The organism is Aeromonas sp. 603079 (assembly GCF_049172135.1).
GTDB lineage: Bacteria > Pseudomonadota > Gammaproteobacteria > Enterobacterales > Aeromonadaceae > Aeromonas > Aeromonas veronii.
Genome location: NZ_JAAKPX010000010.1, coordinates 104,186 through 119,319 on the forward strand (window position 1 = coordinate 104,186; position 15,134 = coordinate 119,319).

The following is a 15,134-nucleotide window of genomic DNA, read 5'->3' on the forward strand; positions in this document are numbered from 1 at the left end:
GTTGTTAACGGAACTGAGACGTATCGTCGAGAGCATGGCCGAGGCCAATACCCTCGAGCAGGCCTTGCAAGCATTGGTGAGCCAGACCCGGCACGCCATGGCAGTGGACTGCTGCTCCGTCTATGTCTCGGAACCCGAGGTGCGCCGCTATCGCCTGGCGGCTACTGACGGCTTGGCCCCGTCCGCAGTCGGCAAGGTGACCCTGCCCTACGAGCAGGGCATCGTCGGTCTGGTGGGTCAGCGGGAAGAGCTGATCAACCTGGCTGATGCCCCCGCGCATCCCAGTTTCAAATTCCTGCCCGATGTGGCCGAAGAGGCGTTCCGCTCCTTCCTCGGTGCCCCCATCATGCACCAGCGTCAGGTGGTTGGCATTCTGGTGGTGCAGCAGAAGGAGAGTCGCCGCTTCGATGAGGGGGAAGAGTCCTTCATGGTCACACTGGCGGCCCAGCTGGCGGCGCGGATCGCTCAGGCGCAGGCCAAGGGGTGGTTGCAGAAGACCGACTGGAGCAAGCCGCTGCGCGGTATTGCCGGTGCCAGCGGCATCGCTATGGCCAAGGCCTGGGTGTGGCGGCCCCGGAAGGCGCTCTCGTCCATTACCCCGCGCAAGGATGAAGACCATGCCAGCCAGCTGGCACGGCTGGAGCTGGCGGTTGAGGAGGTGCGGCACGACTTGGAGAGTCTGGCGCTGCGTTTTCGCGAGAGCTACAGCCAGGATTCGGTGGCGATCTTCGATATCTACCTCCATCTGCTGAACGATCCCGGCTATATCAAGCCCATTCGCAACAAGGTGAGCAAGGAGCACTGGACTGCGGTCTCGGCGGTCAAGCTGATCAGCGATCGCTTGATCGAGCAGTTCAAGGGGATGAAGGATCCCTACCTGCAGGAGCGCTCCACCGACGTGAAGGATATTGCCCAGCGGCTGATCAGCCGACTGGTGCAGAATGAACCGGAACATATCTCCATCGGCGAGCCGGTGGTGCTGGTTGCCGATGAAGTGACCGCCACCATTCTGGCAGAAGTGCCCCGCGAGTATCTGACCGGGGTGGTCTCGCTCAAGGGGGGGACCAACTCCCACGCGGCCATTCTGGCCCGTGCCATGGGGGTCGCCGCCATCATGGGGGTCGATTTGCCCCTTGGTGACATTGGTGGTCGCATGCTGGTTGTCGATGGCTACAGCGGCGATCTCTTCATCGAGCCCAATCAGGTGATCCTGACCGAGTATCGTCAGCTGCTGAGCGAAGAGCGGGCGCTCGATACCCTGGTGCGCAGCGTCGATAACCTGCCATCCGAGACGGCCGACGGCACCAAGGTCTCCCTGCTGCTCAACGCCGGTCTCAGCGCCGATACCGAGATCTCCCTCAATCAGCTGGCGGACGGGGTCGGGCTCTATCGCACCGAGATCCCCTTTATGCTGCAGGAGAGCTTCCCCTCCGAGTGGGAGCAGACTGCCCGCTATCGCGGCATTCTGGAGACCTACCGCAACCGGCCGGTCTGCATGCGGACGCTGGATGTGGGCGGCGACAAGCCGTTACCCTATTTCCCCATCGTCGAGGAAAACCCCTTCCTTGGCTGGCGGGGGATCCGGATCACCCTGGATCACCCCGAACTGTTTTTGGTGCAGCTCAAGGCTATGCTGCGGGCCAGTGAAGGGCTGGACAATCTGGCCATCATGCTGCCGATGATCAGCAGCGTCAGCGAAATCAAAGCCTCCCGTCGTCTGCTGGATCAGGCATGGCGGGAAGTGTCGGAAGAGGCGGCGAGCCGCGATGCAGTGATCCGCTACCCCAGCCTCGGGGTGATGATCGAGGTGCCCTCAGCCCTCTTTATTTTGCCGGAGATGGCGCCGCTCATCGACTTCTGGTCTGTGGGCAGCAATGACCTTACCCAGTACCTGCTGGCGGTGGATCGCAACAATTCCCGGGTTGCCAACATCTATGATGCTTTCCATCCTGCGGTGATCCGCGCCCTGCAACAGCTGGTTGATGCTTCCCACCGCTACCAGAAGCCGGTGTCGGTCTGTGGCGAGCTGGCCGGTGATCCGGTCGGTGTACTGTTGCTGCTTGCCATGGGCTATCGCCGCTTCAGTATGAACACCCACAACATCGCCCGGATCAAGTACGTGCTGCGTCAATCCACCCTGAGCGAGTTGACCGAACTGATGGCCGATGGCCTCAAACATGACAACCCCCACGTACTGCGCGGCCTGTTTGCCCGCTATCTGGAGGAGCATGGTTTGGGCGGTTTGCTGCGAGCCGGTCATAAATCGAAACAGAGTGATTGATAATCATGCCTTGTCCCTGCTGACGAATGATCGGAAAATGCGGCTTTTATTTTGACTGGGGCCGCATATGCAGCACGATGGATATTGGGTTTTCTCGCAGATTGATCCCGTAGCATTCAGTTTGGGACCACTATCGGTACGCTGGTATGGTCTCATGTACCTGTTCGGTTTCGCGTTTGCCATGTGGCTTGCCGGCCGTCGCGCCGATGCGCCGAACAGCGGCTGGACCCGCAACGAGGTGTCGGATCTGCTGTTTTACGGCTTCCTCGGGGTGATCCTCGGTGGCCGTGTCGGTTACGTGCTGTTCTACAACTTCGATCTCTTCCTCGCGGATCCCACCTACCTGTTCAAGATCTGGACCGGCGGTATGTCGTTCCACGGTGGTCTGATCGGGGTGATCACTGCGATGATCTGGTTTGCCCACAAGACCAAGCGCCACTTCTTCACCGTGGCCGACTTTGTGGCACCGCTCATTCCGTTCGGTCTCGGCGTCGGCCGGATCGGCAACTTCCTCAACGGCGAGCTGTGGGGCCGGGTCACCGATGTACCCTGGGCCATCATCTTCCCGGAGGCCGGCCCCGAGCCGCGTCATCCCTCCCAGCTTTACCAGTTCGCACTGGAAGGGGTGGTGCTGTTCATCATCCTCAATCTCTTCTGGCGCAAGAATCCGCCGCGCGGTGCCATCTCCGGCATGTTCCTGCTGTTCTACGGCCTGTTCCGCTTCCTGGTGGAGTTTGTGCGCCAGCCGGACAGCCAGCTTGGTCTCTATTTCCAGGAGATCAGCATGGGCCAGATCCTCTCCACCCCGATGATTATCGCCGGTGCCCTGATGATCTGGGCCGCCTACAAGCGTCCGCAGTTGTTCGGTAATGCCGTGAAGGAGGCGAAATAATGCGAGCTTATCTCGACCTGATGCAGAAAATCCTCGATGAGGGGACCGTCAAGTCTGACCGTACCGGCACCGGTACTATCTCCCTGTTCGGCCATCAGATGCGCTTCAATCTGGCGGAGGGTTTCCCGCTGGTGACCACCAAGAAGTGCCACCTGCGCTCGATCATTCACGAGCTGCTCTGGTTCCTCAATGGCGATACCAATACCGCTTATCTGAAGGAAAATGGCGTCAGCATCTGGGATGAGTGGGCCGACGAGAATGGCGATCTGGGGCCGGTTTACGGCGCGCAGTGGCGCTCCTGGCCTGCCGCTGACGGGTCTGTCATCGACCAGATCCAGAAGGCGGTGGATGACATCAAGCACAACCCGGATTCGCGCCGCATCATCGTCTCCGCCTGGAACGTGGGCGAGCTGGACAAGATGGCGCTGGCTCCCTGCCACGCCTTCTTCCAGTTCTATGTGGCGGACGGTAAGCTCTCCTGCCAGCTTTACCAGCGCAGCTGTGATGTGTTCCTCGGCCTGCCGTTCAACATCGCCAGCTATGCCCTGCTGACCCACATGATGGCCCAGCAGTGCGATCTGGAAGTGGGTGACTTCGTCTGGACCGGTGGTGATGTGCACCTCTACTCCAACCACATGGAGCAGACTGCGCTGCAGCTATCCCGCGAGCCGCGCCCGCTGCCGACCCTGATGATCAAGCGCAAACCTGACTCCATCTTCGACTATAAGTTCGAGGATTTCGAGATCGAGGGTTATGACCCCCATCCCGGCATCAAGGCGCCCGTCGCCATCTGATAGCAAGGCGCCTCAGGGCGCCTTTTTTATGCAGTTAAATAATTGAAAATTCATTTTACTGACTAATAAGACGGTAGCCAGAGACGAGGAAAAACCCGCTTATAGCAGGTATGTTCTATTTTGCTTTCGGTTTTTTCGTTGTATTGAGCAGCAAGAAACGATTTTCCATTGGTTGTTGCAAGGGATAGACTCAAACCAAAGCAATACGGTGGAAAATTTAACCATGAGTGACGTAATCAAAAAGTTCCTGAAGCTGGAGGCCGCCTCCGGAATTATTCTGATCATGGCTGCCATGCTGGCAATGATTTTAGCCAATACCGCGCTGGCTGGCGGGTATCAGGCGTTTCTCGATACGCCGGTGCAGGTGCGCATCGCGGCCCTCGACATCAACAAGCCGCTGCTGCTCTGGATCAACGATGGCTTTATGGCGATCTTCTTCCTGCTGGTTGGCCTGGAAGTGAAACGAGAAATGCTGGAAGGGGCGCTCTCTACCAGGGTTCAGGCGACCTTCCCGGCTATTGCGGCGGTGGGCGGCATGCTAGCTCCGGCCTTGATCTACGCCTTTTTCAACTACTCGGACGAAGTGGCGCGTGCTGGCTGGGCGATTCCGGCTGCGACCGACATCGCCTTTGCCCTCGGGGTGATGGCGCTGCTCGGCAAGCGGGTGCCGGTGAGCCTCAAGGTATTCCTGTTGGCGCTGGCCATCATGGATGACCTGGGTGTTATCATCATCATCGCACTCTTCTATACCCAGCAGTTGTCGCTTGAGGCGCTGGCGATCGGCCTTCTGGCTACCTTTACCCTGTTCTGGATGAACCGTCGTGGCGAGGACAGGATCAGCCTCTACATGCTGGTTGGTCTGGTGCTCTGGGTTGCTGTACTCAAGTCGGGCGTTCACGCGACGTTGGCCGGTGTGGTGGTCGGATTTATGATCCCGCTCAAGGGGAAGCGTTACGCCTCGCCACTCAAGCATCTTGAGCACTCGTTACATCCCTGGAGCGCCTATCTGATCCTGCCGCTGTTTGCCTTTGCCAACGCAGGGGTATCCCTTGAGGGGATAGGTCTCTCCTCCCTGTTGAATCCGGTGCCCATGGGCATCATGCTGGGACTGTTTATCGGCAAGCCGCTCGGGGTGTTTACCATCAGCTGGCTGTCGGTCAAACTGGGTATCGCCCAGTTGCCGCCCGGGGTTAACTTCAAGCAGATTTTTGCGGTCAGCATCCTCTGTGGTATCGGATTCACCATGTCGATGTTTATCGCGTCACTGGCCTTTGAGCATGGTGGGCTGGATTACGGCAGCTACTCGCGCCTCGGGATCCTCGTTGGATCCAGCATTGCAGCGCTGGTTGGCTATCTGGCCTTGCGATTGTCACTCCCCAAGAGTGATGGGGACCAGAATGCGGAGGGTTTATGAGAAAACAGGCATGGTTACTGCTCTTCTTGGTCAGTCCTATGGGATTAGCTGGCGGGTTTGAAGAGTGTCGACAGGAGGCTGGTTCGGCCAGCTGTTCGGCCTATCTCAACGGGGTGGTGGAGAGTGCTCTGATGTTGGGGGACAAGCAGGCTAAGGCTCGTTTCGGCGAGACCTTCTCCGAGCGGGCGCTGAGCAGCCGGGCTGGCGAGATGGTCAAGCGTTCCAACAAGCGTTATTGCGCTGACCGGATGCCGGACAAGGCACGCCTCAAGGCCAGTCTGATGGAGCAGTTTGGCGCGAACAAGGTTGACTCGGTCAGCGACATGTATGACATTCTGGCGGTTGAACTCAGCTGCTACCGGAGTCCGCGTCAAGCGGGAACCCCATCGGATGTCACACCTTAACTACAACCATCTCTACTATTTCTGGATGACTCAAAAGAAGGGCTCCGTTACCCAGGCAGCGGAAGCCCTTTTTTTGACCCCGCAGACGGTCACCGGCCAGATTAAGCTGCTGGAGCAGCGCCTCGGTGGCAAGCTGCTCAAGCGCAAGGGGCGTTCCCTTGAGGCGACAGAGCTGGGCCAGCTGGTGTTTCGCTATGCCGACAAGATGTTCAGCCTCTCCTACGAGATGCTCGATATCGTCAACTACCGCAAGGAGAGCCAGATCCTGTTCGACGTCGGCATCGCCGATGCCCTCTCCAAGCGCCTTGCCAGCCGCGTGCTGCTCTCCGTCATCCCCAATGATGGTTCCATCCACCTGCGCTGTTTCGAATCAACCCACGAACTGCTGCTGGAGCAGCTGAGCGAGCACAAGCTCGATATGATCCTCTCCGACTGTCCGGTGGACTCCAGCCAGCATGCGGGGCTGCTCTCCAAACGGCTGGGCGGCTGTGGCGTTAGCTTCTTCTGCAAGGCGCCGCTGCCCGAAAAGCCCTTTCCGGCCTGTCTGGAGGAGCGCAAGCTGCTGATCCCCGGTCGCCGTACCGCCATGGGGCGTCAGCTAACCCAGTGGTTCGAACAGCAGGGTGTTTCCCCCAGCATTCTTGGCGAGTTCGATGATGCCGCCTTGATGAAGGCGTTTGGCTTCTTCAATCAGGGCATCTTCATGGCTCCCACCATCTATCGGGAGGAGATCCTTGAGGGGGAGGGGGTGATGCTGATAGGGGAGACCCAGGATCTGATGGAAGAGTATTACGTCATCTTCGCCGAGCGGATGATCCAGCATCCGGCGGTGAAGCGGGTCTGCGAGAGCGATTTTACCTTTCTCTTTTCCGGCCAGGAGAACTTCTCCGCCATCCAGCCGGCCACCCTGTCGTTTTAAAACGACCCGTCACCACGTATCATCGGCGATGAGTGGTAGAGGAGAGATGTGATGCAACTTGAAGAGATGGAAGCCAATGCGAGTAAAGCGGTGGCCTTGCTCAAGGCGCTGGCCAACGAACGGCGGCTGTTTATTCTGTGCCAGTTGCTGGAGCGCGAACTGTCAGTGGGGGAGCTCAACGAGCGATTGGGATTGAGTCAGTCGGCCTTGTCACAGCATCTTGCGCTGCTGCGGCGGGATGAGCTGGTGATGACTCGCAAAGAGGCCCAGACGGTCTACTATTCGCTGCGCAGCCATGAGGTGCGTGAAATGATCAGTTTGCTGCATCGACTTTATTGCAGCGCAGATAAATAAAAAACCGGCACTAAGGCCGGTTTTTTCAGCTTTGATCAGCAGAAGCTGATTAAGCCATAGCTTTGATCTGTGCAGACAGGCGGCTCTTGTGACGAGCAGCTTTGTTCTTGTGGATCAGGCCTTTGGTCGCCATACGATCCATGATCGGCTGAGCAACAGCGAAAGCGGCAGTCGCAGCAGCTTTGTCGCCAGAGGCGATAGCAGCAATGACTTTCTTCAGGTAGGTACGGGTCATGGAACGACGGCTGGCGTTGTGCTGACGGCGTTTTTCTGACTGAAGAGCGCGCTTCTTAGCAGATTTGATGTTAGCCAAGGTAAAACTCCTAAAACTGTCTTAGCGAGTGTATTGAAAAGGCCCGGAAATATGCCCTTCCAACCACATATTGTCAAATGATTTGTGCAAATAAACACCGCCTCCCGGTGGTGTGTCAGTAGGGAGACGGTTAAACTGTCGGCCGATTCTAGCAGCATTCTTTTCATTCTGACAGTTCCAGAGGCCTCGTCTTGAGTAAGAAATTGATCAAATCCGGCATGATAGTGTCCGGAATGACGCTGGCATCCCGCGTAATGGGCTTGGTTCGCGATGTGGTCATCGCAAATCTGCTTGGTGCCGGGGTGGCCGCCGACGTCTTCTTTTTTGCCAATCGCATTCCCAACTTTCTGCGTCGTCTGTTCGCCGAAGGTGCCTTCAACCAGGCCTTTGTTCCCGTGATGACGGAGTACAAGAAAAATGGCGACGAGGGGGAAGTGCGTGAATTGCTGGCTGCGGTGGCGGGTACGTTGGGGGGCATAGTGACTGTGGTCACCCTGCTCGGTGTGCTGGGGTCGGGTGTGCTGACCGCGCTGTTTGGCTGGGGCTGGTTCTGGGACTGGCTGCATGGCGGCCCTGCGGCCGAGAAGTTCGAGCTCGCCAGTCTGATGCTCAAAATCACCTTCCCTTACCTCTGGTTCATCACCTTTACCGCCATGGCGGGGGCTATCCTCAACACCTTCGGCCGCTTTGCGGTCTCGTCGTTTACGCCGGTGTTTCTCAACATCACAATGATTGCCGCGGCCTGGTGGATTGCACCGCTGATGGACAAACCTGAGATCTCGCTGGCGATTGGTGTCTTTTTGGGCGGTTTGGTGCAGTTTTTGTTCCAATACCCCTTTTTGCGCCAAATCAACATGCTGGTATGGCCCAAGTGGGGATGGAATCACCCTGGGGTAGTGAAGATCCGCACACTGATGATCCCGGCCCTGTTCGGGGTCTCGGTCAGCCAGATCAACCTGCTGGTCAACACCATGCTGGCTTCCTTCCTGGCGACTGGTGCCATCAGCTATCTCTACTACTCGGATCGCCTGCTGGAGTTCCCCCTCGGGCTGTTTGCGGTGGCCATCAGTACCGTGATCCTGCCAGCGCTGGCCAAGAAGCATGTGGATGCCGATCCGGCGGACTTCTCCCGCACTATGGATTGGGGGGTGCGGATGGTGATGCTGCTCGGCCTGCCCGCCATGATAGGCATTGCGGTCATGCGCGAGCCCATTTTGCGAGTGCTGTTCATGCGCGGCGAATTTGGCCTGCATGAAGTGAGCATGTCGAGCGCCAGCCTGCTGGCCTCCACTACCGGTCTGCTCTCCCTGATGCTGATCAAGGTGCTGGCCCCCGGTTATTACGCCCGTCAGGATACCAAGACGCCGGTGCGGATCGGGGTGATGTCGATGATTGCCAACATGGTCTGCAACCTCATCTTCATCTACCCGCTCGGTTACGTGGGGCTGGCGCTCTCGACCGCCTGCTCGGGCACTCTGAATGCGGCCTTGCTGTTCAAGGGGTTGTACCAGCAGAGCGTCTATCGTCCCTCCCGCCATACTGGCGTGTTCTGCCTCAAGCTGCTGGTCGCCAGCGTGCTGATGGGCTGTGTGCTCGCCTATCTGTCGCCGGATTTGGCCCAGTGGGGGGCGTGGAGCATGGGCAAGGCCAGTTTGCAGCTGACCATGCTGCTGTCGCTGGGGGCTGCGGTCTATGCCTTGGTGTTGCTGCTGCTGGGCATTCGGCCGCGTCACCTTAAATCGGGGCAGCAGTAGCCGTGATCCTGCGGCGCCATGGGGATAGTGCCTCATGGCGCCGCAGGGGGCGTGATTGGGCCCGGATAGTTGAAATCAGGCTATGAGGGCTGACCCTGCCTGCTGCCTGATATATAATCCGCCGATTTCCATGGCAGCAACGCACAAGGCACTGATGGAGCTTATTCGCGGCATTCACAATCTCAAGCCCCGTCACCGGGGATGTGTATTAACCATTGGCAACTTTGATGGGGTTCATCAGGGTCACCATGCGGTATTGGCACGTCTCAAGGAGAAAGCGGCCCAGCTGGGATTGCCCGCCTGCGTCATGCTGTTTGAGCCGCAGCCGCTGGAACTGTTTGCCGGCACGGCAGCGCCCGCCCGGCTGAGCCGGTTGCGGGAAAAGTACGAAGCGCTGCAGGGGCTGCATATCGATCGCATGCTCTGCGTGCGCTTCAGCCACCGTTTTGCCGAGCAGGCGGCCTCGACCTTCATCGAGCAGTTGCTGGTGGAGAAGCTCGGGGTGCGCTATCTGGTGGTCGGCGATGATTTTCGCTTCGGCAAGGGGCGGGAAGGGGATTTCCACCTGCTGGAGGAGGCGGGCCATCGCTTCGGCTTCGAGGTGATCAGCACCCAGAGCTTCCAGCTCGAACGGCAGCGGGTCAGCAGCACCCTGGTGCGTGAAGCCCTTAAGGCGGGCCGGATGGCGGAGGTGGAGCTGATGCTTGGCCGCCCCTACACCATCAGCGGCCGGGTGGCCCACGGCGACAAGCTAGGGCGCACCATAGGTTTTCCCACCGCCAATCTGGCCCTCAAGCGTCAGGTGATCCCGGTCGGTGGCGTGTTTGCGGTGGAAGTGATATGTTCCGGCAAGACCTTCCCCGGTGTAGCCAATGTGGGTGTTCGGCCGACCTTGAGCGGTACACAAGCCAGATTGGAAGTACATCTATTTGATTTTTCTGGTGATCTATATGGTCAGCAGGTCAAGGTGCTGCTTCGCCACAAGCTGCGCGAAGAGCAGAAGTTTGCCTCTTTCACTGCCTTGAAAGAGCAGATCGAACGAGATGCCCTGGCGGCCCGAGCCTGGTTCGGGCTGCCACAATTCAATTTACCCAGCACTCTTTTAGAAAAGAAGGGAACCCAGGACTGATGAGCGACTATAAACACACCCTGAATCTTCCGGAAACCGAGTTTCCGATGCGTGGCGATCTGGCCAAGCGCGAACCCAACATGCTGAAACGTTGGTACGATCAGGATCTCTACGGCGCTATTCGCCGCGCCAAAGCGGGCAAGCCTTCTTTCATTCTGCACGATGGCCCCCCCTATGCGAACGGCAACATTCACATCGGTCACTCGGTCAACAAGATCCTCAAAGACATCATCATCAAGTCCAAGGGCCTCTCCGGTTTCGATTCCCCCTATGTGCCGGGTTGGGATTGCCACGGTCTGCCTATCGAACTGAAAGTGGAAGGCATGGTCGGCAAGCCGGGCGAGAAGGTTTCCGCTGCCGAATTCCGCGCCGAGTGCCGCAAATACGCCAAGACCCAGATCGAAGCGCAGAAGACCGACTTCATCCGTCTGGGTGTGCTGGGCGACTGGGAACATCCCTACCTGACCATGGATTTTGGCACCGAAGCCAACATCATCCGCTCCATGGCCAAGATCGTTGAAAACGGCCACCTGCACAAAGGTTCCAAACCGGTGCACTGGTGTACCGATTGCGGCTCCGCGCTGGCTGAAGCCGAAGTGGAGTACTACGACAAGAACTCCCCCTCCATCGATGTGCGCTTCAAGGCCGTTGATGAGGCATCCGTTGCCGCCAAGTTTGACTGCGCCGAAGGCCACACCGGCAAGGGCCCGATCTCTGCGGTGATCTGGACCACTACTCCGTGGACCCTGCCAGCCAACCGCGCCATCGCCATGCACGCCGATCTGGATTACGCACTGGTGCAGGTTGAAGGTGAGCACCCAGAGCGTCTGATCCTGGCCGCCGAGCTGGTCAAGGACGTGATGGATCGCGCCGGTATCGAGAAGTTCCACAATCTGGGCTATGCCAAGGGTGCCGCGCTCGAGCTGCTGCGCTTCAACCACCCCTTCTACAGCTTCGATGTGCCGGTGGTACTGGGTGATCACGTTACCCTGGATGCCGGTACCGGCGCCGTACACACCGCCCCTGGCCACGGTCAGGAAGACTTCGTGGTCGGCCAGAAATACGGTCTGGAAGTGGCCAACCCGGTTGGCAGCAATGGCGTTTACCTGCCTGATACCGAACTGTTTGCCGGTCAGCATGTGTTCAAGGCCAATGCCTCCGTGATCGAAGTGCTGACCGAACGCGGCGCCCTACTGCATCACAAGGTGTTCAACCACTCCTATCCGCACTGCTGGCGTCACAAGACCCCGATCATCTTCCGTGCTACTCCGCAGTGGTTCATCAGCATGGAGCAGAAGGGTCTGCGCAAGCGCGCGCTGGAAGAGATCGAGCGCATCGAGAAGGACGGTATTGCCCAGCAAGGCCAGAGCGGCTGGGTACCGGCCTGGGGTAAAAACCGCATTCAGGCGATGGTTGAGAACCGTCCTGACTGGTGTATCTCCCGTCAGCGCACCTGGGGTGTGCCTATCTCCCTGTTCGTCCACAAAGAGACCCAGGAACTGCATCCGGAATCCGTGCGCCTGATGCACGAAGTAGCCAAGCGGGTCGAGCTGTCCGGTATTCAGGCATGGTGGGATCTGGACAAGGCCGAGCTGCTGGGTGCCGATGCAGACATGTACGACAAGGTGCCTGACACTCTGGACGTCTGGTTTGACTCCGGTTCTACCCACGCCTCCGTGGTCGATGCCCGTCCCGAGTTCAACGGCAAGCCGGCCGACATGTATCTGGAAGGTTCTGACCAGCACCGTGGCTGGTTCATGTCCTCCCTGATGATCGGTGTGGCCATGAAAGACAAGGCTCCCTATAACCAGGTGCTGACTCACGGCTTCACTGTGGATGGTCAGGGTCGCAAGATGTCCAAGTCCATCGGCAACGTGGTGAGCCCGCAAGACGTAATGAACAAGCTGGGTGCCGACATCCTGCGTCTGTGGGTAGCGAGCACTGATTACACCGGCGAGATGACTGTCTCCGATGAGATCCTCAAGCGCTCTGCCGATGCTTATCGCCGTATTCGCAATACAGCCCGCTTCCTGCTGGCCAACCTGAACGGCTTCAATCCGGCGACCGACATGGTGGCACCTGCCGACATGGTGGTGGTGGATCGCTGGGCTGTGGGTCGTGCCAAAGCGGTACAGGCCGAGATCATGGCGGCATTCGACGAGTACAACTTCCACGGTGTAACCCAGAAGCTGATGCAGTTCTGCTCCATCGAGATGGGCTCCTTCTATCTGGATGTCATCAAGGATCGTCAGTACACCGCCAAGGCTGACAGCCTGGCCCGTCGCTCCTGCCAGACAGCCCTCTATCACATCGCCGAGGCCATGGTGCGCTGGATGGCGCCGATCATGAGCTTCACCGCCGATGAAATCTGGGCACTGCTGCCGGGTGAGCGCGGCGAGTTCGTCTTCACCGAAGAGTGGTACGACGGCCTGTTCGGGCTGGAAGCGGGTGAAACCCTCAACGACGATTTCTGGGCCGAGATCCTCACCGTGCGTGGTGAAGTGAACAAGGCGCTGGAAGTGGCCCGTGGCGAGAAGCGTATCGGCGGCTCCCTGCAGGCCGAGCTGACCCTGTTCGCCAAGCCGGAGCTGGCTGCACGCCTGAATGCCCTGGCTGATGAGCTGCGCTTCGTGCTGCTCACCTCCAAAGCCAATGTGGTTGAGGCTGACACTGCGCCGGAAGGCTCTGTGGCGACCGAGCGTGATGACCTGTGGCTGAGCGTGGCCCAGTCTGCTGCCGCCAAGTGCGACCGCTGCTGGCACCATGTAGAAGATGTGGGCACCATAGCCGGTCACGAAGAGATCTGTGGTCGCTGTGTGACCAACGTTGAGGGTGACGGCGAAACGCGTCAATTTGCCTGATGAACATGACTCAACATAAAAGCGGCCTGCGTTGGCTGTGGCTGGCAGTGCTGGCCTTTGTTCTGGACCAGGCGAGCAAGCTCGCCGTGGTCAAGTTGCTGCCATTTGGTTACCCGGGGGTGGAGATCACCCCCTTCTTCAATCTGGTTCACGTCTACAACAAGGGCGCCGCATTCAGCTTTCTGGCTGATCAGGGGGGCTGGCAGCGCTGGTTCTTCGCGGTGCTGGCTTTTGCCATCTGTGGATTGCTGATCCACTGGCTGCGCAAGCAGTCGGTGACCCAGCGTTGGAGCGGTATCGCCTATTCACTCATCATCGGCGGCGCCCTCGGCAACGTCTTTGATCGACTGGTGTTGGGCCATGTGGTCGATTTTCTCGACTTCTACTGGCAGCGTGCGCATTGGCCGGCATTTAATCTGGCCGACAGCTTTATCTTTATCGGGGCCGCCATGATCGTGCTGGACGGTTTCCGTGGTGAGAAAAAGGAGCAGGCATGAGCCAGCAGATCACCGCTAACAGCAGCGTGCTGTTCCACTTCTCCATCAAGCTGGAAGATGGCTCGGTTGCCGACAGCACGGCGCTGCACGGCAAACCTGCCCGCCTGCGGATGGGCGATGGCAGCCTGACCCCCACCTTCGAGCAGTGCCTTTTGGGGCTGAGCGAAGGGGAGAGCAAGAGTTTTACTCTGGCGCCGGAAGAGGCCTTTGGTCTCTCCAATCCCGACAACATCTACCATCTCGACCGTGCCAAATTTGGCGCCGATGTGGAGCCAAAAGTCGGCACCATCATCCTGTTCGATCAGCCCAATGGCAGCGAGCTGCCGGGCATTATCCGGGCGGTAGCCGGGATGTCGGTGACGGTCGATTTCAACCACCCGCTGGCCGGTCATACCGTCACCTTCGAGGTGGAGATCCTGGGCGTTGATGATGAGGAGAAGGTGCATTAATGGATATTCTGCTCGCTAACCCTCGCGGTTTTTGCGCCGGTGTCGATCGCGCCATCAGCATTGTCGAGAGCGCGTTGGAGAAGTTCGGTGCCCCCATCTATGTCCGCCACGAAGTGGTGCATAACCGCTATGTGGTGAACAAGCTGAAAGATGCGGGTGCCGTCTTCGTCGAGGAGCTCGATGAGGTGCCGGATGACAGCATCGTCATTTTCTCTGCTCACGGCGTGGCCAAAACAGTGCGCGAGATGGCCAAGTCCCGCGCCCTCAAGGTATTTGATGCCACCTGTCCGCTGGTGACCAAGGTTCACATGGAAGTCCATCGCGCCAGTCGCAAGGGCTCCGAAGCCGTGCTTATCGGTCATGCTGGCCACCCCGAGGTGATCGGGACCATGGGGCAATACGAGAATCGCGAAGGTGGCATGTATCTGGTGGAGACACCGGAAGATGTGGCCAGGCTCAAGGTGAAGAATCCGGATGACCTCTGCTTCGTCACCCAGACTACCCTGAGCGTGGATGAGACCTCTGACGTGATCGATGCGCTGCGCAAGCACTTCCCCAAGATCCAGGGGCCGCGCAAGGACGATATCTGCTACGCCACCCAGAACCGTCAGGATGCGGTGCGGGAGATGGCGGGGCTGGTGGACGCCATGCTGGTGGTGGGGTCTCGCAACTCCTCCAATTCCAACCGTCTGCGCGAGCTGGCCGAGAAGGTGGGCGCCAGAGCCTATCTTATCGACGATGCGTCGATGATTGAGGCGAGCTGGCTGGAAGGGGTGAAGGCGATAGGGGTCACTGCCGGCGCATCCGCCCCCGAGGTGCTGGTGCAGTCCGTGATTGCCCGCCTGCGGGAGCTGGGAGGCAAGGTGGTCGCCGAGCATCCTGGCCGTGAAGAGAACGTGGTGTTTGAAGTGCCGCCAGAGCTGCGGATCCTCTGATCCCTCTCATCTCGCTGGATGTCGGTTTATTGCCAGAGCCACCTCGTTGAGGTGGCTTTGTTTTTTTGGCTCTAACGAGTCCTCTTTGCATGTTCGCAACTAGATTGCAGCGAAAATTGATGATGCAGCTCGAACTTT

The 15,134-nt window shown here is 58.8% G+C and carries 14 protein-coding genes; 13 read left to right on the plus strand and 1 reads right to left on the minus strand.

The features are described from left to right. Position 1: 1 nt before the first annotated feature. From ptsP to G5287_RS09415, 7 genes are all read left to right on the plus strand, one after another. Positions 2–2,281 (plus strand): phosphoenolpyruvate--protein phosphotransferase, encoded by a 2,280-nt coding sequence (gene ptsP, locus G5287_RS09385; RefSeq protein ID WP_005340422.1) that lies wholly within the window; start codon positions 2–4, stop codon positions 2,279–2,281. A 67-nt stretch (positions 2,282–2,348) separates the two neighbouring features. Further along, positions 2,349–3,173 (plus strand): prolipoprotein diacylglyceryl transferase, encoded by an 825-nt coding sequence (lgt, locus tag G5287_RS09390; RefSeq protein WP_031227775.1) that lies wholly within the window; start codon positions 2,349–2,351, stop codon positions 3,171–3,173. Continuing rightward, positions 3,173–3,967, plus strand: a complete 795-nt coding sequence (gene thyA / locus G5287_RS09395) for a thymidylate synthase (RefSeq protein ID WP_421231200.1) — start codon at positions 3,173–3,175, stop codon at positions 3,965–3,967. Before lgt ends, thyA begins: the two co-directional genes overlap by 1 nt. Before the next feature lie 223 nt (positions 3,968–4,190). Then, positions 4,191–5,381 (plus strand): Na+/H+ antiporter NhaA, encoded by a 1,191-nt coding sequence (nhaA, locus tag G5287_RS09400; RefSeq protein ID WP_421231201.1) that lies wholly within the window; start codon positions 4,191–4,193, stop codon positions 5,379–5,381. 38 nt (positions 5,382–5,419) lie between these two features. Continuing rightward, on the plus strand, positions 5,420–5,785 hold the full coding sequence (locus tag G5287_RS09405) for a hypothetical protein (RefSeq protein WP_216954529.1): 366 nt from the start codon (positions 5,420–5,422) through the stop codon (positions 5,783–5,785). After that, the gene (gene nhaR / locus G5287_RS09410; RefSeq protein ID WP_005340434.1) at positions 5,772–6,704 is read left to right on the plus strand and encodes a transcriptional activator NhaR; all 933 of its coding nucleotides are present in this window, start codon (positions 5,772–5,774) and stop codon (positions 6,702–6,704) included. The genes G5287_RS09405 and nhaR overlap by 14 nt, the downstream gene beginning before the upstream one ends. 51 nt (positions 6,705–6,755) lie before the next feature. Continuing rightward, positions 6,756–7,058: an ArsR/SmtB family transcription factor gene (locus G5287_RS09415; protein ID WP_100646798.1), complete on the plus strand. Its 303-nt coding sequence runs from the start codon at positions 6,756–6,758 to the stop codon at positions 7,056–7,058. A gap of 49 nt (positions 7,059–7,107) precedes the next feature. Here the strand turns inward: G5287_RS09415 and rpsT are convergent, their stop codons facing one another. Next, positions 7,108–7,371 carry a 30S ribosomal protein S20 gene (gene rpsT / locus G5287_RS09420; RefSeq protein ID WP_005308808.1) on the minus strand — a complete coding sequence of 88 codons (264 nt, stop codon included), beginning with the start codon at positions 7,369–7,371 and terminating at the stop codon, positions 7,108–7,110. Positions 7,372–7,562: 191 nt separating this feature from the next. Between rpsT and murJ the strand changes: the two genes are divergently transcribed. The 6 genes from murJ to ispH all read left to right on the plus strand — a co-directional run bounded on the left by murJ (position 7,563) and on the right by ispH (position 14,996). Next, positions 7,563–9,125 (plus strand): murein biosynthesis integral membrane protein MurJ, encoded by a 1,563-nt coding sequence (gene murJ, locus G5287_RS09425; protein ID WP_421231202.1) that lies wholly within the window; start codon positions 7,563–7,565, stop codon positions 9,123–9,125. Between the two features lie 154 nt (positions 9,126–9,279). After that, positions 9,280–10,254, plus strand: a complete 975-nt coding sequence (ribF, locus tag G5287_RS09430) for a bifunctional riboflavin kinase/FAD synthetase (RefSeq protein WP_019445579.1) — start codon at positions 9,280–9,282, stop codon at positions 10,252–10,254. Further along, entirely contained in the window at positions 10,254–13,115 is a 2,862-nt protein-coding gene (gene ileS, locus G5287_RS09435; RefSeq protein WP_227341908.1) for an isoleucine--tRNA ligase, read from the plus strand. The genes ribF and ileS overlap by 1 nt, the downstream gene beginning before the upstream one ends. After that, a complete protein-coding gene (gene lspA, locus G5287_RS09440; RefSeq protein WP_005340447.1) occupies positions 13,115–13,612 on the plus strand; it encodes a signal peptidase II in 498 nt (165 codons plus the stop codon). Before ileS ends, lspA begins: the two co-directional genes overlap by 1 nt. Continuing rightward, positions 13,609–14,061: an FKBP-type peptidyl-prolyl cis-trans isomerase gene (fkpB, locus tag G5287_RS09445; RefSeq protein WP_005341354.1), complete on the plus strand. Its 453-nt coding sequence runs from the start codon at positions 13,609–13,611 to the stop codon at positions 14,059–14,061. Before lspA ends, fkpB begins: the two co-directional genes overlap by 4 nt. Beyond that, the gene (ispH, locus tag G5287_RS09450; RefSeq protein ID WP_216952856.1) at positions 14,061–14,996 is read left to right on the plus strand and encodes a 4-hydroxy-3-methylbut-2-enyl diphosphate reductase; all 936 of its coding nucleotides are present in this window, start codon (positions 14,061–14,063) and stop codon (positions 14,994–14,996) included. Before fkpB ends, ispH begins: the two co-directional genes overlap by 1 nt. Positions 14,997–15,134 lie beyond the last annotated feature (138 nt).

Excerpts from the sequence above, each read along its gene's own strand:
- nhaR (WP_005340434.1), top strand. The coding sequence starts at position 5,772 with ATGTCACACCTTAACTACAACCATCTCTACTATTTCTGGATGACTCAA.
- G5287_RS09415 (WP_100646798.1), top strand. The coding sequence starts at position 6,756 with ATGCAACTTGAAGAGATGGAAGCCAATGCGAGTAAAGCGGTGGCCTTG.
- ribF (WP_019445579.1), top strand. The coding sequence starts at position 9,280 with ATGGAGCTTATTCGCGGCATTCACAATCTCAAGCCCCGTCACCGGGGA.
- fkpB (WP_005341354.1), top strand. The coding sequence starts at position 13,609 with ATGAGCCAGCAGATCACCGCTAACAGCAGCGTGCTGTTCCACTTCTCC.
- ileS (WP_227341908.1), top strand. The coding sequence starts at position 10,254 with ATGAGCGACTATAAACACACCCTGAATCTTCCGGAAACCGAGTTTCCG.
- ispH (WP_216952856.1), top strand. The coding sequence starts at position 14,061 with ATGGATATTCTGCTCGCTAACCCTCGCGGTTTTTGCGCCGGTGTCGAT.
- nhaA (WP_421231201.1), top strand. The coding sequence starts at position 4,191 with ATGAGTGACGTAATCAAAAAGTTCCTGAAGCTGGAGGCCGCCTCCGGA.
- thyA (WP_421231200.1), top strand. The coding sequence starts at position 3,173 with ATGCGAGCTTATCTCGACCTGATGCAGAAAATCCTCGATGAGGGGACC.
- lgt (WP_031227775.1), top strand. The coding sequence starts at position 2,349 with ATGCAGCACGATGGATATTGGGTTTTCTCGCAGATTGATCCCGTAGCA.
- lspA (WP_005340447.1), top strand. The coding sequence starts at position 13,115 with ATGAACATGACTCAACATAAAAGCGGCCTGCGTTGGCTGTGGCTGGCA.
- G5287_RS09405 (WP_216954529.1), top strand. The coding sequence starts at position 5,420 with ATGGGATTAGCTGGCGGGTTTGAAGAGTGTCGACAGGAGGCTGGTTCG.